This window comes from Parabacteroides sp. CAG:2 (genome assembly GCF_000436315.1).
GTDB classification, from domain to species: domain Bacteria; phylum Bacteroidota; class Bacteroidia; order Bacteroidales; family Tannerellaceae; genus Parabacteroides; species Parabacteroides distasonis.
Genome location: NZ_FR885264.1, coordinates 97961 through 122923, shown reverse-complemented (window position 1 = coordinate 122923; position 24963 = coordinate 97961). Strand labels below are relative to the sequence as shown.

Here is a 24963-nt window from a genome sequence, read left to right as displayed (position 1 = left end):
TATACATTTGCCCAGTTTTTAATGATATAGACCATGAATGGCGCACTAGTTCCGTACGGACTTACAATAGTATCATCGTCTTTCTATCACATAAATAATTAACTATCAAATATTTACAGTAAAAACACTTTAAATTGGTTACAATAAACAAATGTTAAATTTATTGAGATTCAAGGCTAGGCGAAAATGGCACTAGTATGGCTTCTATGAAAAAAACAGATAATATATTCAGAGACTGGATAATATAAAAAAATTTAGCCTTCCTTTATAAATAAAAGAAGAACCACATTATCTACAATCTTTCTACCAAGAAAGCGCCATAGACTTATTCCCACAAGGCTTGAAATCCAATAAGGCATTACCCGAAACAGAGTCTCTCATGACACTCTTCACCCATCACTCTAACACAAGCAAGTCTTCTGCTTAGAATAATACCGATTTATTTGGGATTAAATCCTATCAAAACATTCAATATACAAACATAAGACAAACTGGATAAGGGCGGGCAAACCCCGCCCCTACCATGCTACCAAGATAATTTTATAAACTTATTCTCCCACGGAGCGAAACTCAACGGATTCCCCGAAACTGGGTCTCCAACGACATCACAAACCGTAGTTTTCACAAAATTAATTTTATCTGAAGTTACGGAGAAAGTAGCTGGCTTCCCGCCTATCTCACGCAATTGAAGCATAACAGCATTCTCGCCTTCCACAGGCCTCATGTTTACCAACAACAAATTCTCCGGTACGATCTTGAAAATGGAAGCCGATTGAAGAGGCTCCACCTTTTTATCTCCGGCAGGCAAAACACGGGTCAAGAACGGAATCCGGTTTTCCCAAGCGAACTTAGTCGCATACTCAATAGTGTTGTCTTTCGAAGAGTTGATGAAGTAACTCCATTGCATCTCTCCCATTTGGTCCGCATTGAAATTGGTTACCCAATAGTTGTTCATCGGCCATGAATACATATTCGTGGACTGAGGTACGGCTCCGGCCTTATACCGCCCCGTATTGATCGCCCCAAATTGCATTAATGGTATTTCTTGGCTACCCATCACGACCTGTGACTCTCCATTACGAGCCGTAGCGAAGTTTTGCACCGTGTACCAATCGTTAGAGGAGCCCGGGATTTGGTCTACACCCGCCTCAATCGATCCGCCGGGTACATCCAAATGGATCTTACCGCTTTCAACCTCAAACGGGAAAGCGATATAAACCGCTTCCGGATCTGTTACCGCTTTTTTACGCAAGCGATAAACTACCTCGATTTTCTTTGTTACGTTAAATACACGGAATTCCACCATCAAATTATTCGGCTCACGTCCCGCTACTGTCTCTCCCCGAAAACGATATGTATCCCAAACATCGCCTTTCTCATATTTCTCGAAACGCATCTTCTCGGGACGACGGCGGAGGAATTGGGGAGCACGATATTGTTCCATCGGATGACGGCTATCGATAATCTCATAAATAAACTCTCCCATCTCCCATTCCGCATCCGGCGTAACCAATTGTTTGTTCAAATCCTTATCATATAATTTACGAATCGTACCTTTACGGGTATTGAAGTCGATGGCATACCAAGGATTCTCCACATGTGTCTCTTTTAATTCCGTTGCGCCCTGTATTTCCGGACGTGGCGCATCCTTTACTTTTATATAATACTGCGCATATCCCAAGGCCGGGACATCTTTCACGTAAAAGCTCCAATAGGTACCGTCGGAACGGCTTTCGCCAGCTTGTGCGGGAATTACGTTGCCAGCCGCATCCACGATCTCGAAAGCCTTGTCTTTCGGAAGAATCTGATGATCGACATAAGCTTTAGCGATACCGCTATAACTCCAGTTGAGCGTATTGAATACAGCGATAGACGGAACGTCGCTTTTAGGCACGAATGATTGTAATATACCCATAGTAGCCTCTCCCAGCAAACCGGAATGGCGATAGGCTTCCCACGCATACGATTGTTTCAAGGAGCGTTGTTCCCAAGTTTCCAGTCCATAAGCGTTACGTACGCTCTCGCTATGCCCGAAAGTATGCTCATCATAGAACAAAAGAGCTTTGTTGATGTCCTGAATCCGATCATTGATGTCTTTCGGCAATTGAGCGCCTAGCATTTTAGCAAATGACAATCCGGCTTGATTCGCGATAATATCCGAATGAGTCACACGAGATATGGCGGCTTCACGGGCACCGGAAGCGAAACCATCCGTCCACCAATCCGGCCAAGCTCCACGAATGGTCTCGATACGATCCGCATATTGGCTCTCTACCGTCTTAAAGAACTCGCTGGCTACCGCCGTGCGTAATTTCGGCCATTCATACTTCTCATTCCATTTTTGTAGCATCTCACAACTTTTCGTGGATGGAGGCGCATTATCCGTAAAATAACCCGAATGCTGGGCGGCCAATATATCATACGGATAGTTTTTCGCTTCCATTTGATCCAGATACGCTAAGACCCGTTCCTCGAACTGCTCAAAATCATCGGTATGGATACCAAAGAAATTTCCTTGGTTATAATGCTCGGCACGATAGGTCAAGACCTTCTTCCCTGATGGAGATTCCCACCAGAATACGGTAGGTTTATCAAAACAGATCAACGCCCGGTGGCCATGGGTTCCCATATTCACATATTTCACGCCGGCATCCGCAAAATACTCGCTGAAGCACCAACCGATTCCATTCACGTCGTCTTGCATAGCTACCTCGGCACGCATCCCATTCTCACGGAATTGCTTGATCGGATAAAGGGAGGCGGCGAGCGTTTGCTCATCGGGTAATTCGTCAAAGTTCAAGTACATTGTAGCTAATTCGATACGACCCTCTTTTACCCGCTGCTTCAGGCGAGCGATCTGTTCCGCCGGACGGCATTTCAAATATTCGCTAACCGCCCAAGCGATCTCGCAAGTCCAACGGAATTTAGCGAAATCCGGATAATTATCCGTAGCGTCGCAATAATCCAACGCATAATCAATATATCGTAGATGTTCCGCTAGGATTTCCATTTGGGAACGGGTATAACCGATATCCGTATGCGTGTGTTGCACCATATTCATTTGCCAATGGCGAACCGGTTTTACCGTCACCATAGTCTCCTCTTTCTCTTTCCCACTTGTCAGCGTCAACGGTAATTGGCGAGTCGTGCTAACCTCGGGTATCTCGATTCGGAATACATTATCCCCGGACACCAGTTTCTCTTTACGGCTTTGCTCGCCTAAACGGATCGTTACTGTAGAAGGCTCTCCTTCATGTTTTACGGAGATCTCGACCTTTTGGGTCAGTCCGTTTTTCGATTTATAAACCGCCGGTAATACACGGCTCTTGACATCCGATAATCCCGGAGACGCATGAACCGACAATGTCCCGATCAACAAAGCCAATCCTGCTGATAAATAAGTTCTTTTTTTCATCTTATCGTGTTTTTATTGATATAAGTCCTATATACAACATACATATTAATAATAGCATCAAGCCGGCTACCTGTCCGAACATATCGGCTATGCCTCCCATACAAGGCGTAATCAAAGCGCCTCCTGATACACCCATAATCATCAAGGCCGAGACCTCGTTCGATTGCTCCGGCCGATGTTCCAACGCAAAAGAGAACAGGATCGAAAACACATTCGAGCAAGCCAAGCCAACCAGTACGATCATAACGCCCATGCCCCACAAGCTATCCGAGATAAGCAATCCTACGAAAGCAAGGATAGCGATAAGCATGCTCCCCCTTAAGAAGGGTCGTGACGAGATCCTCGCCAACAATATAGCCCCCAGGAAAGAGCCTCCGGTACGAGCGGCAAAATAAAGGCTACTCCCTAATCCGGCCTCTTGCAACGGCATGGATAACTTTTCCATCAATAGCTTAGGGATCGTCGTATTCAGACCGACATCGATCCCGACAATACACAGAATCCCCAAGAAAAGCATCCGTATCCTAGCATCTTTACATAAAGCTAACGTAGAGGCGAACGAGGCTTCTTGCTCCTCTCCTTCCTCTTTACCCGGAATAGTCGTTATCAACCAGATGATAGATAACAAGGTAGTCACCGAATAGACAATGAATATCAACTTCCAATCTCCCCAGAAAGAAGAAGCTACACCTGCGATAATCGGCCCTAAGAAGGAAGATACCGCCTTAATAAACTGCCCTAACGTAAGTACGCTCGTTACTTTATCCGGATTTACCACCCGCGCTACCATCGGATTCAAGGACACTTGCAAGATCGTATTTCCAATTCCCAGCAAAGCGAACGCAAACAAGATACAAGCAAAGTCATAGAAGAATAGAGGTATCAGCATCGCCAAGGTTGTGATAGCCAAGGCTACGACCACCGTATTCCTACGCCCGTGCCGTCCCATCCAGATACCGGTAGGGACAGAGAACAGGGCGAACCAAAGAAAGACCATCATGGGCAATAGGTTCGCCAACGTATCGGACAAACCAAAGTCCATCTTCACATAATTCGTGGCAATTCCCACGACATCCACGAATCCCATCACGAAAAAGCCGAAAAGGATCGGGAATATAGCGGAGTTCGTACTTTTAGTTCTCATATCGATCTTTTGGTTGGTTACCCATTTCTAAAACCAAATGTCCACCTTGAACAATCTCCGAGAAAGGAATACGAGTATCCGTCAATGGTTTCCCGTTTAAGTTCATCGATTGCACGTAATCATTTTGCTTACTATTATTACGAGTCTCGATCACGAATTCCTTCCCTTTATAATAGCGGTCATTCAGCCGGATCGTAATCTTATCGAATAAAGGACTGCCCAAAGCGAAAGAAGGCGCTTGATCCGTCAAGCCTTTCATATCGAATAAGCCTAAGGAAGAGATCACGTACCAAGCCCCGAGCTGGCCTTGATCCTCATCTTGTCCGTAGCCATAACCGTGGATGCCATCCGTACCATAGAACTCATTCAAGATCGCCCGTACCCATTTTTGCGTAAGCGAGGGACGACCGGCCTCGTTGAACATCCAAGGGATGTGCAAGCACGGTTGGTTTCCTTGGTTATACAAGGTTTGCAAACCGGCGAAAGCCCCTACTTCCGTGCCTCCGCTAAAGATTAATTTACGAGACACCGTGAAGATGCTATCCAACCGATGGTTAAACACGTCTGCGCCTACTTTCGCGACCAAGCCTTTCGCGTCGTGCGGTACATAGAATGTATATTGCCAAGCGTTACCTTCTTGGAATCCACGCCATACTTGCATCGGATTGAAGTCCTCGATAAACGTACCATCCTTCTTTTTAGGACGGACAAAATTACAGGAAGGGTCATAGATACGCTCCCAGCCTTTCGATAAGTCCATCAAACGGTTATAATCGTCCGTCTTACCCAGTTGCTTCGCCCATTGGGCCACGGCCCACGCACTATAAGCATATTCCAAGGTATGGGAAGCGGAGAACATGAAAGCCTCGTCTGGCCCGTCCCCCTTATCCAAATGAGGCACATAACCATATTCCACGAAATAACGGGTATCGATCTTTCCTGCGCCCAATGGACGATTCTCCCCATCCAACTCATTCTTCAAGCAAGCCTCATAGGCCGTATTCACATCGAAATCCCGAATGCCACATTGATAAGCGCCGGCGATAATCGTACTTAATAAATTCGTACCAACCCCGGAGACATAACGGCTATTAGCGATTCCATCCGCCAGCCAGCCGGCGTCCTTGTACACCAACAAATGGCTACTTATATAATCCGAATAATATTCCGGATAGGCCAAAGCCCAAACCTGCGTCAGATTCCATTGCGCTCCCCAAGCGGCATCGGTATTATATAAGTTATGTATCGGTTTCCCGTCTTTCAAAGGGATTTGTCCTACCGAGCCATCATTTCTCGGATAAGCGCCATTCACGTCGCTAGCCAATCCGCGGCCCAATAAAGCATGATACAAACCGGTATAGAATTTCACCTTATCCTCTTGCGCCGGAGTCTCTACCCGGATACGTCCCAAATATTCTTCCCATGTTTGGCGAGAGATTTCCCTTGCCTCGTCAAACGTAAGGGTAGCGGCCTCCGTCTCCCTATTTAACCGGGCATTCTCCACGGATGTATAGGAAAGACCTACTTTAGCGGTTACCGACTCTTGATCTTGGGTACGGAATGTCAGATAAAGTCCGGCCCCCACGCCCGTCGCTTTCCGTTCATCCGGACGGATATCCGCTCCGTTGAAAGCGCCAAATCCAACGGGAACCTTGTCCAGCACCGCCGAGAAATACAAAGGAACCGATGCCCCGGGTTGATATTTCCTCACATATTCAGGCTCGGTAATCACCCAGCCCTCGATATGCCCGTCTTCCGTAAAAGTAATTTCAGCATCCCGTACAGCTCCGCTCTCTCCTTGACGGTTTCCTATATCGAACAAGATATGGCTATCCTCCCCGGCCGGAAATGTATAACGCTGAATAGCGACACGAGGGGTAGCGGTAAGCTCCGCACAAATCGAGTAATCTTTTAGGAGAACGGAATAATAACCGGCGGTAGCGATCTCGTCCGTACGGTCAAAACGGGAACGGTATCCTATACCTGTCGAGTCGTCTACCGCCCCGGGAATTGTTTTCAATGGACCCGTCGTAGGCATCAGTACGATTCCACCGATCTGAAACTCATGCAAGCAGGGGAAACCCTCGATCGATTGATCCCGATAATCGTAACCGGTCGCCTCCCAACCGGATTTATTCCCGATATGCCCGTTCGTAGAAGGAGCCGGCTTGGCCATACCGAAAGGCATCGCTCCCGGGGTAAAATGAAACCAACGGCAATGCGCCGTACCGATCCGAGGTTCTACATATTGGCTAAGTTCTTCTTGCTGAACTTTCTTGCCTTGTGTCACGCAGGATGTGAAGAAAGCACACGCAAACATCAAGAACCATACAGGTCCTATACTATATTTTTGTCTCATATTCCTTTAGATAGATGGTTTAACGCAAAAACATAAGCTCCCATAGCGATCGAGCGATTAGCACCTTGTTTACTTACGGTCACCCCTATCCGTTTACAAGGATCATACCCTACCTTGCGATTGGTACCCGGAATGGGTACCTCGACAGCTCCTCCTTTAGCGAAATCAGCGAAACTCTCCGCATCCTCCAAAAGATAAGCTTTCATTTGCAATCGGCCGAAACGACTTCCATCCATCATACCGGTAGATGAGTTCAATTCTTTCAACAAAGCAGGGAGAATATATTTAGAAGCCCCCGATAGTCCACCACCGATCACGATGATGCCATCGATTAAAGTAATGGCAGACGCCAACGCATCCCCCGCTAGCTCCCCTAATTCGGAGAAAGCCGTAATAGCAGCCTCCCGGTTACCCGGGCAAATACCCTCGGCGATCTCAAAGATCTCTTTCGGAGTATGCACTCCCGTATCACCGGATCGTTCCGCATATACTCGCATGACCGCACGTATGCTGACACTCTCCTCTACGATATACTCCGGATATTTCTTATTCCGAAAACACCAGATATCTCCTCCTGCCGCATTATCTCCCAATAGAAGCTCTTGATTAATGACAACCCCGGCACCAAAACCGGTACCCAAGGTGACTCCCAGCAGGTTCTTATATTGCTTCATGCTTCCTGCCTCCCGCAAACGGCGGTTTATATCCGGAAGGGCTCCGGTTAACGCTTCTCCATATGCGAATAAATTCCCATCGTTATTGATAAATACCGGTATCCCGAATATATCTTCCAGAAACGGGCCTAACGCTACTCCACCCCGGAAAGAGGGGAAGTTGGGTAAATCGCCTATGATACCGGCTTGATAGTCTGCCGGACCGGGAAAAGCGAAACTGATAGCGACCGGAGTTTCCGGCAAGCCTGCCTGAATTGCCTTAAAACCCTCTACCAAATTGCCTAAACACTTATCTAAACAATCCGCGCATGCCGGAAGAACTACCGGATCGGCTATCTCTTTTCCTCCTTGGATGGCAGAGAAAACAAAATTCGTTCCTCCCGCATCCAATGTCATTACTATTCTATTGTCATTTGTATACATCATATATTCCTTTTCTTTATTTACCCATGTTCCGCCAGTGCCACCACGGTGGCACAGCCGTGCCATAGGGTTGGCATTGGCGTGCCATCGCAGTGGCACTACCGTGCCATCAAGGGTGGCACAGTTGTGCGACGCCTATGGCACGGTGATTATTGCCTAAATCGTACGTAAGCTTTTATAGTACCACAGTATTTACCTACGGACGATCCATACGGGCGGATCGTATATTCACCCACGCAAGCCGGAATGATAAAAGTCTCCGCGTAATGAACGATGAATGGTTCAAAAGCGTTTGTCGGACTCTCCACGATCAACTCATCTCCCTTGATTACATTCAGTACTTGCACCCCTCCATTCGTATTGTGAGGCACGATATCCGTGAACCAATGACGGCGGGTCTCGATGAACTCGTTCTCATGCAAGCCGGTCCGCTCCTCCCGCCAACCGTCTCCCTCGGCGATCATCTCCACTTGGTTGATCAAGTTATGACGGACAAACTCCGTTTGCCGCTCCCATTGGATCACTTTCGAGCCGTGGCCGATATTAATCGGTCGAGGCAATCCGTCCAATCCCAAGCGGCCCCAGTCCCAAAGCTTAAAGGTAAAGATACTTGGGGTAGCGCTAATCTCCAGCACCATGGCACCGGCTCCCGAACAATGGACCGTTCCGGCGGGGATCAGATAATGATCATGGCGTTTGGCAGGCCATTTGTTGACATACTTCTCCGTATCGAAAGGCTTTCCGGTCTGTTGGGAGTCGTTTAGGGCAGCGATCATCTCGTCCGGATTTACACCGGTTTTCAATCCCAGATAAACGGTAGCGTCCTCCTCGGCATCCAGCAGGTAGTAGCTCTCGTCCTGCGTATAATAAATCCCGAACGTATCCCGGATATATTGGGTGACCGGATGCACTTGCAAACTTAGGTTTCCTCCTCCCATCGTATCCAAGAAGTCGAAACGGATCGGGAAATCTTGTCCGAAACGAGCCTCGACCGGCCCGCCCAGCAAGTCTCTCGTCTTATAGAATACCAAGTCATTGGAAGGGATCTCAAACAGCTCTCCGGCAACTTTCAGGTATAAACTATTTTCCTCGGGCACGCAATCAAAACACCAGCCGAAGTTATCTTGCTTTTTATCCAGATCACAGACCTCTTTCATCCATTGGCCGCCCCAAGGAGCCGGATCGAAGAAAGGTACTACCCGGAACGGAGTATGCGCCGTTTTCTCTAACCCTTCTTTCAAGGTCTCCCCGGAAATCATCTTAGGTGTTCCGACGATATGGGTATCCAACCAATAATCGACCTTGGGAAGGACTTTCTTCTTCAGATTATCGCAAACAATCCAATCAATAAAATATCCTCGCTTATAATGGTACGACGGGGCTTCCTCCCGGTTTTCCACACCTAGCCCGTTCACCTCTTTTCTACGGGAACGCATCTGGATCTCCCAACGAGCCATATCCGCATAGATCAATTTGTCCGGAGCGGAAACGATCTCGGCGGCGGCGTGGCCATAAACGATTGTCCAGCCTTTTCCATCACGCAAGGACTCCCGGCAGGCGTTCACCTTCTCCTCATCCAAGAAATCCGTATAAGAGAAATGAGCCCGGCGGCCAAACAACCGGTCATCCGTCAGATAAGGATAGGTCATCGCCTCTATATCTTCTGCCGATTTAAATAAATCTCGCGTATTGATAAAACGATCGGGCGCGAGCGCTTGCAGTTCACGCATCAACTCCTCGTGATGAACCCCTTGGTAGCATTCCACCACCCAAACTTGTGATCCATTCGTTTCCGCATGTATCTCCGCCAATCGCTTCCGTATCGATTCCCAGCCTTTCCACAAGGTACCGTCTACAACGGTGGCCGGCATTTTATCATAATTACTTTTTCTCATCTCTTTTGACATTTAATATTGCACGCTTGTATTTAACTCTTATTTTTCTCTGCCCAATCCCTTAATAATTCAATCGCCTTAGATAACACTCCGGCCGATCCCTTGAAATTACCAGAGCCGCTGGGGACACCGCCTTTGCCATACCATTCGTAGAATCCGTCATTTTGGATCACACGCTCGATCATCGGATGAATCTCCGCATAAGCCTCCTCAACCATTCCATTAACGACAAGCTGCTGGATCATCCGACCGCCAAACCAAGTCCAATCCCCGCCATTCTGATACAGATAAGCCTTTGACATTCCTCCATGGAAAAAACCATCCGGATACACGGGATATAAGGTAAGACCAATACTCGGCATACCCGACAGGCGAACATTCTCAAGCATCTGGGCATTTACGGTACGTATCTCGTCTTTCGATAATAAGCCGGCCTCTATAGCGATAGCCGTCCCACCATGATAATGAATGGCAAGTTCATCAAAACCTTCCGGAATCGGAGATTTCTCCGGATAAATATGAGGAATGAACTTCTGGCGCTTTACATCCCATAGATGAGCCCGCACATTTCTCTCGATTCCCTCACGCAGACTTTTCCAACGGGAGGCTTGCGGAGAATCAGGAGCCATTTCCAACAAATAATCCAAGGCGATTATGAACATAGCGTTATCATATACATCGATAGCTGGATCCGACAAATCATTCATATCACATCCGAAATCGTCATTCGGCTGTACATCGCCCCAATCAGCGGTCATTGCTCCATAAAGCAATCCATATTTCTCATTATATCGTTCCCGCATCAGATAATCTACCATAGCGTTCATTCGCTCGAGAACGGTCTTCCCGGCAACTTTCTCATTCAATATCTCCCGATCACCCGTCTTACGAATGTATTTACCTACGATCTGAATCAAGGAAGATTCTTGGTCCGTCTCTACCGTATTCTTAAAAGCGACATGTTTCGGGGCGGCATTCGAATAATAAGGCGTATCATCATACCATGTAAAATCTTCTTTCAGCACATAACCATCGATCATCTCATCATTCGGCTGTTGAAGAGCGAAAAACAATAAGATAGCTTCCCGCAGTTCGTGTGGATCACTCTCCTCGCAAGCGATCTCTATAAACGTATTCATATCACGAGCCCATATCTGGGAATAACCACTCCCTGCGTTAAAGCCACTACGAATGGTCGCACGAGCCATACTATCCACCTTATGTAAAGCCGTGTCGGACAATATTTGATCGGCCAATCGCTGTTTCTCGGTCAATCCCGTACAGGATAAAAAAGATACAAATACAAAAGAAACTACAACTAGAATTTTATTCATGGCATTATGTTATGATTTATGTCGGCAAAATTATTTCAATAATCCAGAAAGGAATGCTACATTTGTTCCGATTTACTTGTACAATCTTATGATTTATAGATCATGGTCAAGATAAAAGAAGGATTTAAGGGAGAACGGCTTGTTTCTTTACCCGAGGAACTATTGGCAAGCTACCGGAGGGAACCGCTCATCAATAATTTATATGTACGCAAGATAGGTTTCTTCCCACGTGTTAAATATCATTTTCTCCAAAAAGAACATGGCTGTGACTACGCCATGCTTATTTATTGTACGGAGGGAAAAGGATGGTATCGTATCCTCGGTAAACAATATACCGTGGAGAAATACCAATATATCATCATCCCTCCCGGTATCCCCTACTCATTCGGGGCAGACGAGGGAGATCCATGGACTATTTACTGGTTACACTTCCAAGGGAAGCTTTGCGATCAATTCCTGCCGTCGCATCCGGTTCCGGTCACTATTTCGCCGAATGAATATTCCCGTTTACAAGATCGGTTACGGCTGTTTGAGGAGATATATAGCAGTTTCTCCATGGGATATATTAAAGAATATATGATTTATTCCTCCATGTGCCTTTACAATTTTCTGGCCTCTTTCATCTATCTGGAGCAATTCCGCCATATCATGATTCCCTCGCAAAAAGAATATCCGTTCACGGCACGGGTTATTCATTATATGCGTGAGAACATCCAGCAGAATCTTACCTTGAAGGAATTAGCGTCTTATTTCAAATATTCCCCTTCTCACTTCTCGGCTCTCTTCTTTGGCGAGACCGGGGTCTCGCCCATGAATTACTTCATACGCTTGAAAATACAGAAGGCTTGTGAATATATCGAGCTAACGAATATGAAGTTGAATGAGATCGCCACGCATCTGGGATTCGAGGATGCCGCCTACTTCTCGCGTACGTTTACGAAAGTTATGGGTTGCTCTCCTTCCGTTTATCGTAAAAAGGAGATGGAGATATAGAATTCGTTTGGATTTCTAGTATTTCTCATGAGAATAAAATATATTTGTACAATAGATATTTAAACGAACATAAAGTAAGTAGTTACTATGATAGACCTAACACAGTTCACCCCTTGGACTCTCTTTACGGATCTTGGATTCATTTCGATACTTCTATTGGTTGGCAAATTCATACGAGTCAAGGTAAAACTGATACAACAATTATTCATCCCACCCAGCTTGATCGCGGGCTTGCTAGGACTGGCGTTCGGACCTAATGGACTGGGGTGGATTCCGCTTTCCAATGACTTAGGTACTTATGCGGCTATCCTTATCGCCTTGGTGTTCGGCGCGTTGCCTTTATCTTCCCCGAACGTCTCCATGAAAGAAGTAGCGAAACGAGTCGGGCCGATGTGGGCGTACGCTCAGGTGGGTATGTTATTGCAATGGGCATTAGTAGGCTTGTTCGGATTGTACGTGATCAAGCTGATCTGGCCGGACCTGAATGACGCTTTCGGCATTATGCTGCCGACAGGCTTTTATGGCGGACACGGCACAGCCGCCGCTATCGGGTCCGCGTTCGAGGGATTGGGCTGGGACGAGGCTCGCAGTTTAGGCATGACAACCGCTACCGTGGGGGTTATTTGCTCGATCATCGGAGGTTTACTGATGGTCAAATGGGCGGCCAAGCATAAACAAACCGCTTTTATCTCGGATTTCGACGATCTCCCGGATGAGTTGAGAAGCGGGTTGCTGCCGGAGGATAAGCGGGATTCCATCGGAGAGGCTACGACTTCCTCCATATCCATCGATACGCTGACTTTCCATGTGGCCTTGGTGTTTGTCGTGGCTTTTTTGGGATATATGGTTAGCCAAACCGTAAAGGTGTATTATCCGGTATTGGAGTTACCTGTTTTCAGTTGTGCCTTTATCATTGGATTAGTATTAAAGAAATTCTTCGACGCAACAACCATATCCAGATATATCTGTCCGCAGACGACCCAGAGGCTGAGCAGTTCCTTCACGGATATGCTGGTAGCTTGCGGTGTAGCGTCTATCAAGCTAGGGGTGATCGTAAAATATGCCTTGCCGCTTATCGTACTCATCATAGCGGGCGTGGCGATCGTCTGGTGCATAACATTCTTCTTAGGAAGAAGATTAGCCAAGACCTTTTGGTTCGAGCGCATGATTTTCGCTTGGGGATGGTGGACCGGCACGATGGCCATGGGCATCGCCTTGCTGCGGATCGTCGATCCGAAACTTTCCAGCAAAGCGATGGATGATTACGCGATGGCTTACCTGCCTATCGCTCCCATAGAGATCTTATTGATCACCTTCGTCCCCATCCTTTTCGTCAACGGATTGGGAGTTTGGTTGCTATTAGCCTGCTTGGTCCTTTCCCTACTGATCTTGCTACTGGCGTGGAAGATGGGATGGTGGATTACTCGCTCTTGATACTATTTACCGGGTTCTCGTTCGCCGCTTTCCAGTTCTGGAAGCTTACGGTCAATAATGTGATTACGGTTACGATCAATAAGGCGATTAAGAATACCCACCAATGAAGCGGAGTCTTATAAGCGAAGCCCTCGAGCCACATCTTCACGCCCTGCCAAGCGACCGGCGCCGCTATCACGAAGCAAATACCTACAATCCTCAGATAGGCCTTATTAAACATCAGCAGGATCTCTCCTACCGTAGCTCCATGTACCTTGCGGATACCTATTTCCTTACGGCGGTATTGAGTCTCGAACACCACTAAGCCAAATACTCCGACCAAAGAGATAATAATCGCCAGTAAACTAAAAACCGTAACCAGATCGCGTAAATTCTCCTCTTTCTGGTAAAGATGATTAAAGATCTCATCATAGAATTCGATATTAAACGGATAGGAAGGATCTAATTCTCTCATCGTCTCCTGAATGTGACCTACTACGGCATGAATGTCCGATCCGGCTTTCAAGCGGATATAAGAGATTGGCAAAGAATAACCAAAGTTTCCGACCAAGAAAGCGATATTATCCTCTCCACCACGAAGCGAGGTGAATTTCACATCGTCGGAGAAACCGATAAGATGACCGGGAGAATAGCTATCGAACGCGTCACCCACTTGCATATCCAACCCCTCCATCGCCGTACGATTGAATATATAAGACGTATGATCCGAAAGTTCGTCCGCCTTTGAGAAATCTCTCCCTTCTATAACCGGAATCCCCATCACCCGCAAGAAATTGGAAGATGCTATAATTATGAAATACTGAAAGTCCTTACCCTTATAACTACCGCCATTCGTGTTATACCCGTCCTTAGAGCCCACTTTCTCCATAGCGAAAGCTACATCCTCGATACCCGGGTTCTCTTTCAAGCGATTCACATATGTATCGTGATGCTTATCGTACATTGTCTCATTCAGCTCCACGATAGCTACCTGGTCCTTATCGAATCCTAAAGAGAAATTCCGCATATAACTATTCTGGATTTGTACAAAGCAAGCCCCGATAATCAACACGATCGAAACAACGAACTGGACACAAATCAATGTCGTACGTAACTTACGCCCGGAAGGAGATAACCCGAAGCTGCCCTTCAGCACCAAGGCCGGAGGAAAAGAAGTTATATAATAAGCAGGATAAATACCCGCCAGCCAACCGATAACCAACGCTACGATGCCACACAAGAAAACGATCGGAAGATTTGAGACCAAACTCAAATCAGCCTCGATAAAAGGTAGCGCTTCCGCCCAATCCAATCCCCAAACGATAACGAGACTTACCAGCCATGCTATAAAACTAATAAGGGCTGCCTCTATCAATAAAGATCTGCGCAACAAAGTATCCGAACTACCCAATACCTTCTGCGTATTGATACTTTTGATTCGCAACGGAGTCAGAGAAGTGCTAAAGTTCGTGAAGTTAATAGCCGCAACAATGACGATCAGAAGGGCTATACCGAACAATAAGGCCGTGACCTCCTTGTTTCCGCTCCGGAATGTACCACCGTCTTGCGTCTCATTCATATAATAAATATCAGTCAGCGGAACGAGCCGGATCTGTTCTCCTTCATGGTAAATCTTCTTGAAATCAAAATGACGGTTGAAATTATCGGCAACCTCATCTGCCATGGCAGGATTATCAAGCAATAAATAACAAACCCAGTTACTTGAGCTAAAATTATTGATATTATAATCCGGATCGATCGCCGTATAGACCACGTTCCGAAGCTGCGTATTCTCCGGGAAATCCTTATAAACCGCACCAATCGTAAAGAGTTTAGCCGATTTAGTCCAGATATTTTCTTCCGCTCGCAACGTCTTACCAACCGCGGAGATATCTTCCCCAAACAACTTGTCAGCCAAGCTTCGGGGTACCATTACTTTCTCAGGATCTTTCAAGCAATCGATATCGCCTTCCACGATCGGGAACGCGAATATCTTCGGTAAACTAGCGTGGCAGGTTGTCACGATTTCCTTAAACCCAAACGGTTGCCCGTTTCTATCCACCGAGAGATAAACACCATTCTGGCCAAAAGAAGGAGTCAACAATGTACCCGCCTCTATATGCGGGGAAGATTGGATGACAGCCTCCACAAAAGCACGGGGTAATATTGTCCCGAAAGTACCCGGAATGGTCAAGTCCACCCTAAAAATCCGCCCGGACGTAGGATGGCAACGGTCAAAAGTCCGCTCAAAATTAATCTGTATCAAAATCACGATAAAAGCGGCGAAAGCAACCGCAAGACCGGCTACGTTCAATGCGGTCGCCATTTTAAACCGCCTCAACACACTTAGAAAGTTTCGAATAATCGTTTTCATTTTATTATAGTTTCATTTATTATTCCGTTTTAATGCTATCCACCGGATTCGCGTTCGCCGCACGCCAGTTTTGGAAAGTTACCGTAAACATCGTTATTAAGGAGACAATTAATAGAGCGAACGCAAATATCCACCAATAAATAGGAGTTTTATAAGCAAAACCCTCTAACCATTTCCGTACGCCATAATAAGCCAAAGGAGCCGCTATGATAAAGCAAACGCAGACAATACGGAAATAAATCTTATTGAACATAACCAAGATCTCATGAACCGTGGCCCCGAATACCTTACGAATACCGATCTCTTTCCGGCGATACTGGGTCTCGAATATAACGAGGCCGAATATACCGACAATAGAGATAATCACAGCCAACAGGCTAAACAATAAAATCATCGTACTTAAATTCCGTTCTTGATGATATAAATGATCGAAAATCTCATCATAAAATTCCACCTCACAAGGATATGTGGGATCTAAGTGGGCTACTGTCTTACGGATATGATCCACCACGCCCATGATATCGCTTCCCGCTTTCACACGAATAAAAGAATAAAGCATCAAACGAGGTTCATTAATAACAAAACCTAATTCGGAGACGCTTTGTCGCAAGGAAGTAAATTTAACATCATCTACAAATCCGATGACGGAACCATCGGCCGATTCCTCCTCAAGCCATGGAATCCGCATGATATCATTCGGTTCCATGTTCCATTTATCCCGCATTTGTCTATTGAATACATAACTATAGTTGTTACCTCTCTCATCAGACTCGGTAGGCATCCGCCCCCCAATCAATGGAATACCCATTACTTTGAAGAAATTCCAAGAAACAGAAAGAGAAGTGAAATTAACACTCTGCTCTTTATATACACCTCCCCACGTACGATAGCTATCCTCCGATCCAAACTTCTGGGAACAGAACGCCACATCCTCTATTCCCGGATATTCTTTCAATCCACCCACGTAGCTATCCTTATGGTCATGCATAATATTCCGGTTCAGCTCGACAACTACTACCTGATCTTTGTCGAAACCCAAAGAATATTTTTGCATAAACCTATTTTGTTGACGAACGAACATGGCTGATATAATCAATACGATAGAAACGATAAACTGAAAACCGATCAATGCCGTACGCAACTTCTTCCCAGAGGAAGAAAGCCCGAAAGAGCCTTTCAATACTAATGCCGGAGGGAAAGAAGTCATATATAAAGATGGATAGATCCCCGCAATAAGACCTATTATAACAGATAATACAGCTAAGCCACCTACTAAACCGGGGTAAGCAGTCAATGTCGTATCCGCTTGCACAAAATACAGCCATCCCATATGTCCTAATCCCCAAACGATAAACAAAGAACAAAGGAAAGCAAGCAAACTAATACCCACGGCTTCAAATAACAGGGAAGCACGTAATATGCCAGCAGAACTCCCCAGAACTTTTTGCGTGTTGATACTCTTGATGCGCAAAGGCGCCAAAGAGGTACTAAAATTCGTGAAGTTGATACCCGCCACAATAATCACCAGAAAAGCGATCAGCATCAGTAACCGGGCTTTCTCCGCGCTACCGCTTTTCACTAAACTTCCGCTGGAATCCTCGTTCATATAATAAATATCGGTTAGGGGGACCAGCTCGGCATGTATATCTTTCGCCATATCCCCATATTGCTTCGAATAGTCAAAATGGGCATCAAAATTCTCAGCTACTTCTTTCGGGGAGGCAGAAGGATCTAGCATCACGTAACAGAAATAGTTACTACTTATCCAATTCGTCAGCGCATAATCCGGAGACATCTCCGTATAAATCACGTTCTTCAACTGTGTGTTTTCCGGGAAATCCTTATAAACACCTCCTACGACCAAATATTTCACGCCCGGTTTTGTCCAGATCCCACCATCGGGAACGATCTGCTTTCCAATTGCCGATTCCTTTCCAAATAATCGGTGAGCCATACTTTCGGGCATCAAGGCTTTTTCCGGTTCCGACAAGCAAGAAGATTCTCCTTCACACATCGTAAACTGAAACATCCGGGTAATCTCCGGATGGCAAGTTATGATCGTCTCCTTAAAACCTTGCTTTCCTTCTTTTCTTGTAACAGTCACATACATCTCTCCTATATACGGATTGATTAACGTACCAGCCTCAATATGCGGGGAAGAGTGGATAAACGCCTCTATCAACGGTCGGCAATGGATCATGCTTGCTCCATCCGGGAAAGAAAGTCCCATCCGATAAATCCGGGTCGAGTTCGGATGACAACGATCGAAGTTATGCTCAAAGCTTACTTGCACCATGATAATTAAAAACGCAGCGAAAGCGACCGCTAATCCCGCTACATTCAAAAAGGTAGCTACCTTGAAACGTATTAATACATTGATGAAATTGCGTATGATTGTTTTCATAACTTGCTCTATTTTATTGATACTAAAATCGACCCAAAAAGAGTATTCCTTAAATAAGATGGCTGATATTCATTCGTTTCAAGATATTCAAAGAAACCTTGTTCAACGCAATTGTCTCAACCTCTTCCGTACGGAAAAACTTACTTAAACCTTCGATCTTAATCATGGCTGTATTTGTTTTAATTTATTATACTCAAATCCATCTAATAATATTCAAATAACGTGCCAAACTACACATCAAACTAATATTCAATAAATTAATTCTCAATTCATAAAACAGAAGTGTCCAATAATTGGACACCATTGTACAATTATTGGACACATACTTTTCTATGAAAGCAGCAATATGATTCTACAAAAATCTTCTATTCATTCTTAATACTATGTACTGGATTCTCATTCGCCGCATGCCAGTTTTGGAAAGTGACAGTCAATATTGTGATAACCGCTATGATAGCAAAAGCGATCAAATACACCCACCAATACATCGGTGTCTTATAAGCGAAATTCTCCAACCAGCGGCTCACCGCATAACCCGCAACCGGAGCGCCCAATACGAAGCAAACACATAAAATACGTATATACGTCTTGTTGAACATCACGATAATCTCGCCCGTGGTAGAACCCAGCACCTTACGAACACCAATTTCTTTCTTCCGATACTCGCTATCGAATACTACCAAACCAAAGACTCCTACGATAGAGATGAAAATAGCGCATAGCCCGAACAAGGTAATCAAGGAACTCAGATTCCCCTCTTTCTTATACAAATCATTCAACACCTGATTGAAAAAACGGATATTGAAGGGATACTCCGGATCGAATGTTCGCACGGCCGATCGCACATGATCCATGGCTGCCCGCAAGTCTGATCCCGCCTTTACCTTGATATATGCCCAGTTAGGACGACTCCCCCAATTACGTGTTCCCCATACGAAAAACGCCATGGGCGCTATCTCCGTACGGAAAGAGGCGAATTTCACGTCCGGTATGAAACCGACGATTTTTGTGCTGTCAATCATCGCATCTACCTCCATTTCATAGGCGGCACGCGCACGCTCATTAAAAATATAAGCCCCATAAGGATTATTAGCGTCTTCCTCCCGAAAGTCGCGACCTTCATTTACTTGTATCCCTAACACCTTTAGGAAAGAAGGATCTACCGGCAGGCATTGAAAACTGATCTCTCTGCCTTGATACTCACGTCCCCACCCCATGTACTGGTCACTGCTGGAGAGAAGAGGCTCGGCGAACGTCACGTCATCGATGCCCGAGAAAGATTTCACCTGGCTCACGAAAGCCTCATGGCTTTTCCAGAGTTTAGAGTTCAGATCGGTAACGATAATCTCATCCTTATCATAGCCTAACGGGGCGTGCTGCATATAATAATTCTGCAAATACATGAATACCGCCCCAATAATCAACCCAAATGAAGCCACATACTGCACGCCAATCAAGACATTACGCATCTGGCGGCCTTTTGGTGACAGACCGAAACTTCCTTTCAATACCAAGGCCGGAGAAAAAGATGTCATATAATAAGCGGGATACAACCCGGCGCACAAACCGGTAGCAATCGCGATCAATGCCGTAGCCCCCAACAACAACGGATAATCCATCAAGGCAATCCGAGCGTCGATAAGCGCGGATAAGGTTGTGCTGGAAAACAAAGAGACCCAAAGCAACGCCAACAGGAAAGAGATAACACTGATAACGATAGCCTCCAAAATCAGAGACATACGGATCACCGAGACCTCTCCACCCAATACTTTTTGCGTATTTATGCTCTTGATACGCATGGGCGTAAGCGCCGTACTGAAGTTCGTGAAATTAATACCGGCAATCACTACGATCACGATGGCGATCGCAAATAAGACAAGCATAGTAGATTTACTTGCCTTCGGAGCATTATCGTAAGTGACCCCGGAGTCGAAATGCACCTCCGTCAGAGGGTTCAGAACCAAAGACACTCCACCTCCTTCCCAAGAGAAATCTTTCGATAAGGTAGATACATCGAAATGCGCTTTGAAATTCTCGAACAAGCCGGAAGCGTTCGCTGGATCATCCAAACGGACGTAGAACATATAATTCCAATTGCCAAAGTTCTGGAAATTCTCTTTCGGATTTAATTGGTAATAGATGCTATTCCCCACAGATGAGTTATCCGGGAAATCCCGATACACTCCTCCAATGGTGAAAACACCTTTCGAATTAACCATATGCAACTGCTTACCCACCGCAGATTGATTGCCGAAAAGCTTGTTCGATAGACTTAGCGGAAGTAATACCATATTGGGTTCTTTCAATTTATCGGCGCTGCCGTCCAACATATCAAACGTAAATATATCCGCATACTCAGGAAATACACGCATCCATCGCTCCTTGAAATTATTCCGAACACCGTTCTCCTCCGTATAAAAGAAAGCGCCCTCTCCCCAAGGATCCAATAACGAACCGGCCAGAATATGCGGTGATGATCGGATAAAAGCTTCCGCTAACGGACGGTTTATAATAGCCTGTTTCGTACCACTTTCATAAGCCACCTCTACCCGGAATATCCGATCCACATCCTTTATGCCTCGGTCAAAATTCCGGTCATAGTCCACTTGCATCATAATCAAGATGAAAGCAGAAAAAGCCACAGATAGTCCTAATACATTTAAAAGTGTCGCCATCTTGAAACGGCACAATACACTCAAGAGATTCCTCAAAATAGTTTTCATACGTAATTTTATATTACCTGTTATATTATTCGTTCTTAATGCTACGGACCGGATTCTCATTGGCGATATTCCAAGATTTCAGGATCACGCATCCCCAAATGATCGCTAGAACCAGTAGAGCCGTAGATATGAAAATAAAAACAGTCAGCGGTATCTTATCCGCGAATTGCCTCAACCAGCTCTCTCCCACGACTCGTGAGGCTATCACTCCTAAAAGGATAGCCGGAAAAGCCGTGATCAAAACATCCTTAGATAAAAGACGTAAAATATTCGGGGCCGTCGCTCCATTCACCTTGCGAATCGCTATCTCCTTGCTCCTACGGTGCATCTCGTCCGTAATATATCCTAATAATCCCATTAAGGTTATCAGCAAGATAGCGATCGAGGCAACAAAGACGCCGTCACGGAAATGACGGGTTCCCTCATACTGAGACTCTATGATCGTTTTCAGCACCGTAAAACCGACATCCTCATTCGGGAATAGTTCCGCAATCCGATCATTCATTTCCCGCAAATATTCCGGAGTTAACTCGGAGACACGAACCGTAAAGTTACAATAACTCATCCGGTCACTACCAAACATGATGACCGGTAACTGGGGAGTGAAGAAGGAAGTCACCATGAAATCGCAGGTGACACCCACTATTTTTCCCTTTAAATTACCCTCATCATCATAAATATATTTACCGATCGCACCATCCGTCCACCCACGCTTACTCACGAATGACTCATTCACTAAGATATCCCCGTCACCTTTTAGTGGTTGCCCCTCAAGCAAGGGGATTTTCATCAGAGAGAGATAATCGGCGTTATAGTTTACCTGTCGGGCCGTGAACAGCCAGTTTTTCTCATTATCCAGAATAGGGAAACCACCATAACCACTTAGAATGTCCATTGACGAAAGCCCCGTAGCCGTGACATAAGGTAACTTCTTGAACTCGGCGGTAAGTTTGGCCGTTTCCGGATCATCCATATTATTCAAGGGGGCATACACTATATTTTCCGGATCATATCCTAAATCATTATTCATTAGCCGATCATATTGCAATAACACGATCACCAATAATGTAATGACAAACGCAATTCCCCCAAACTGGATAAAGAGCAAACTCCGCTTCCATCCCTGCTTACCCGAAGTAGATACCCGGAATACTTGGGTAACCGGGATAACGCTGAACAAACGGGCCGGTAGCAAGGCGGACAAAATGAATATAGCCAAGATCATGATCGCAGGAAGCCATATAGTCTGCGCATTCAATAAAGTGCCCAAAGTAGGAACAGCCGCCATATCCGCTACATATTCCCGGAAAGCGAATAAAAGCAATGCCATACATACAAGAGCCACAACAAATAAAGCCGCCGTCTCAAACAAGAACATATTGAAAATGTCCTTGCTGGAAGCTCCATTACATTTATGTACTCCTACGGATCTCGCCCGGATCGGCAGAGAAGATACCGAGTTCAAGATATAATTCATCGCCGCCACGAATAACAAAGCGAAAGCCAGTACGCTCATGATCACCACCATCCGCTTCACCTCGGTACTTTGCGTATATATCTCCGAGACCGGCTTGATATAAAGCTCCATATCAAAACCTTGTTTCCTCTCTCTTTCTACATCTATATATTTAGGCAATAAAGCCGGTATTTTCTGATTGATTTGTTCCGGGAACACACCCGATTTCAGGCGGATATAGCCCAGATAACTATCGTCGGCACCCCAACCGGCATAGGCACCGAACTGGGTTTTCATATTAATGAAAGAAGCGACAGCGTCAAAACGTAAATGACTATTTTCCGGTATGTCACGGAATATCCCAGCCACCGTATAAGGATAGTTTTTTCCGTACAGCAGTTGTTTCCCGATCGGATCTTCCTTGCCAAATATACGTTCAGCCATTTTTTCCGATAAGAAAACTTGATCTTCGATTCCCAACAAACGGTCATCCCCTCTTAGCACCTTGATTCCCATCGTACGGAAAAAGAGGGAATCCGCCATCATCAAACGGGGCTTGAACCGATCCTCACCATGATACAATACGGCCCCGTACCTTCTCCGGCAAACCGTCGCGTACTGTATCTCGGGGAACTCTTGCCGCAAAGCCTCCGGGATCGGGGCAAATAGGATACGAGACCCATCTTCCTCTCCCGTTTTATCATCATTGTATCGCACATGCACGCTATACAAATCTTCCACTTGGTCAAAGAATGTATCGAAGCTCAATTCAAAAGCGACCCTAGCGAACAGGATCAATCCCACTCCAAGTCCTAGTGTCAAGGACAGAACCTTGATCACATTTCCCCCTCGGCCTCGAAGTAAATAACGGATTGTATAATATAGCTGTCTCATCGATTTGTATTTAAGTTAAATTGAAAGCTAACCGACCTTCACAGGCCAATTAGCTTATAAAAAACTCTTGTGTGTATGTGTTTATGTCATGTTGACTAAATAAATTCACTAACGGAAGAAACAACGCTACCGTCGAATAAATTGATCACACGGTGAGCGAAACCCGCGTCGTGCTTGGAGTGCGTCACCATTACGATCGTCGTTCCCTCCTTATTCAGCTCGGTGAGCAGCTGCATAACCTCGGCACCGTTCTTGGAATCCAAGTTACCCGTTGGCTCATCGGCCAAGATAATCTTCGGGTTGGAAACTACCGCACGGGCGATAGCCACACGCTGTTGCTGACCTCCGGAGAGTTGCTGAGGGAAGTGAGCCGCACGGTGGCTGATATTCATCCGCTTCAAGATATCCGTTACCATCTGCTTACGCTCCGACGCCTTGATCTTTAGATAAGTCAACGGCAGCTCCACGTTCTCAAAAACGTTCAACTCGTCTATCAAGTTGAAGCTCTGGAACACGAAACCGATGTTTCCCTTACGGACCTGCGTACGCTCTTTCTCTTTCAAGTGTCCTACCTCTTGGTCGCCCAAGTAATAATTTCCCTCGGAAGGGTTATCCAGCAAACCCAGAATATTCAACAACGTAGACTTACCGCAACCGGAAGGTCCCATGACAGCGACGAACTCGCCATCTTTTACCTCCAAAGAAACCTTATTCAACGCAATTGTCTCAACCTCTTCCGTACGGAAAAACTTACTTAAACCTTCGATCTTAATCATGACTGTATTTGTTTTAATTGTTATCTAACTATTTAATTCACCATATCTAATTCAAATAGTGTGCCAAACTAACTAAATATTTAATTCTCAAACAAGTACTATTTTACTTTCCAAAACAGACTGTCCAATTATTTGACAGTGGTGTACAAAATTTAGACACTACTATCCAATATCTCGACATAAAAAAACACCTCCCAGCTTCACAGATGAGAGGTGCTATTGTTGACTTATCTACATAGTAAAACCTACATGTCACTACTTGATCTTATCTCTATATCTTTTCCCTCCGGCATGTCGAAGTTCTCAATGACTGTCAAGAGAAGCTCCTCCTCATCAACATTTATAGAATAAGAAACTGTATTTTTACCCTTCGAAAAACGGATAAACCAACTAACCACCCCATCGTTCTCATTCTCGATCACTTGATAAGCCTCTTCCTTATCCCGCTCAAAAGCGGATTTAATTTCTTGTTGTAATGCGGCGTGGCCCTCCACGACGAAAGAAGAGACTATCTTATATACCTTTTTAGTTTTCGGATCTTTATTCGTTACTACGCTTTTATCGATCGTCTTATCCGCTTTACATTTCTGCACGACAGCCTCCAAATTCTTCTGTGCCCATAACTCTGTACTGAAACTTCCCACCAAAAGGCATAATGCCACCCAAAAACATTTACTTGCTTTCAT

At 45.5% G+C, this 24963-nt stretch carries 14 protein-coding genes and 1 pseudogene; 2 read left to right on the top strand and 13 right to left on the bottom strand.

Annotated features, from left to right (window positions below; all coding sequences use genetic code 11):
• Positions 1-526 precede the first annotated feature (526 nt).
• From QVP94_RS02735 to QVP94_RS02710, 6 genes are all read right to left on the bottom strand, one after another.
• Positions 527-3415 (bottom strand): glycoside hydrolase family 38 N-terminal domain-containing protein, encoded by a 2889-nt coding sequence (locus QVP94_RS02735; protein ID WP_022191916.1) that lies wholly within the window; start codon positions 3413-3415, stop codon positions 527-529.
• 1 nt (position 3416) lies between these two features.
• Entirely contained in the window at positions 3417-4559 is a 1143-nt protein-coding gene (locus tag QVP94_RS02730) for an MFS transporter (protein ID WP_022191915.1), read from the bottom strand.
• Positions 4549-6918: a GH92 family glycosyl hydrolase gene (locus tag QVP94_RS02725; RefSeq protein WP_022191914.1), complete on the bottom strand. Its 2370-nt coding sequence runs from the start codon at positions 6916-6918 to the stop codon at positions 4549-4551. Before QVP94_RS02725 ends, QVP94_RS02730 begins: the two co-directional genes overlap by 11 nt.
• Positions 6915-8018 (bottom strand): ROK family protein, encoded by a 1104-nt coding sequence (locus QVP94_RS02720; protein WP_022191913.1) that lies wholly within the window; start codon positions 8016-8018, stop codon positions 6915-6917. Before QVP94_RS02720 ends, QVP94_RS02725 begins: the two co-directional genes overlap by 4 nt.
• 146 nt (positions 8019-8164) lie before the next feature.
• Complete coding sequence (locus QVP94_RS02715) at positions 8165-9910, bottom strand: class I mannose-6-phosphate isomerase (RefSeq protein ID WP_022191912.1); 1746 nt, start codon at positions 9908-9910, stop codon at positions 8165-8167.
• A 32-nt stretch (positions 9911-9942) separates the two neighbouring features.
• Complete coding sequence (locus QVP94_RS02710; RefSeq protein WP_022191911.1) at positions 9943-11244, bottom strand: glucosidase family protein; 1302 nt, start codon at positions 11242-11244, stop codon at positions 9943-9945.
• Positions 11245-11346: 102 nt separating this feature from the next.
• On the opposite strand from QVP94_RS02710, the gene QVP94_RS02705 reads away from it, so the two are divergent.
• A complete protein-coding gene (locus tag QVP94_RS02705) occupies positions 11347-12237 on the top strand; it encodes an AraC family transcriptional regulator (RefSeq protein WP_008774281.1) in 891 nt (296 codons plus the stop codon).
• 87 nt (positions 12238-12324) lie between these two features.
• Positions 12325-13671, top strand: a complete 1347-nt coding sequence (locus QVP94_RS02700) for a sodium/glutamate symporter (protein ID WP_005858025.1) — start codon at positions 12325-12327, stop codon at positions 13669-13671.
• Here the strand turns inward: QVP94_RS02700 and QVP94_RS02695 are convergent.
• The 7 genes and pseudogenes from QVP94_RS02695 to QVP94_RS02665 form a co-directional block, all read right to left on the bottom strand.
• Positions 13658-16024, bottom strand: a complete 2367-nt coding sequence (locus tag QVP94_RS02695; RefSeq protein ID WP_022191910.1) for an ABC transporter permease — start codon at positions 16022-16024, stop codon at positions 13658-13660. The two genes, QVP94_RS02700 and QVP94_RS02695, sit on opposite strands and share 14 nt — an antisense overlap.
• Before the next feature lie 19 nt (positions 16025-16043).
• A complete protein-coding gene (locus QVP94_RS02690; RefSeq protein ID WP_022191909.1) occupies positions 16044-18428 on the bottom strand; it encodes an ABC transporter permease in 2385 nt (794 codons plus the stop codon).
• An 82-nt stretch (positions 18429-18510) separates the two neighbouring features.
• Positions 18511-18594 (bottom strand): annotated as a pseudogene (locus tag QVP94_RS02685) (ABC transporter ATP-binding protein); the annotation flags it as partial.
• 199 nt (positions 18595-18793) lie between these two features.
• Positions 18794-21151 carry an ABC transporter permease gene (locus QVP94_RS02680; RefSeq protein WP_022191907.1) on the bottom strand — a complete coding sequence of 786 codons (2358 nt, stop codon included), beginning with the start codon at positions 21149-21151 and terminating at the stop codon, positions 18794-18796.
• A 25-nt stretch (positions 21152-21176) separates the two neighbouring features.
• Entirely contained in the window at positions 21177-23501 is a 2325-nt protein-coding gene (locus tag QVP94_RS02675; protein WP_022191906.1) for an ABC transporter permease, read from the bottom strand.
• 95 nt (positions 23502-23596) lie between these two features.
• Positions 23597-24277, bottom strand: coding sequence for an ABC transporter ATP-binding protein (locus QVP94_RS02670; protein WP_005858035.1), 681 nt, complete (start codon positions 24275-24277; stop codon positions 23597-23599).
• 245 nt (positions 24278-24522) lie between these two features.
• Positions 24523-24963, bottom strand: coding sequence for a DUF5024 domain-containing protein (locus QVP94_RS02665; RefSeq protein ID WP_008774277.1), 441 nt, complete (start codon positions 24961-24963; stop codon positions 24523-24525).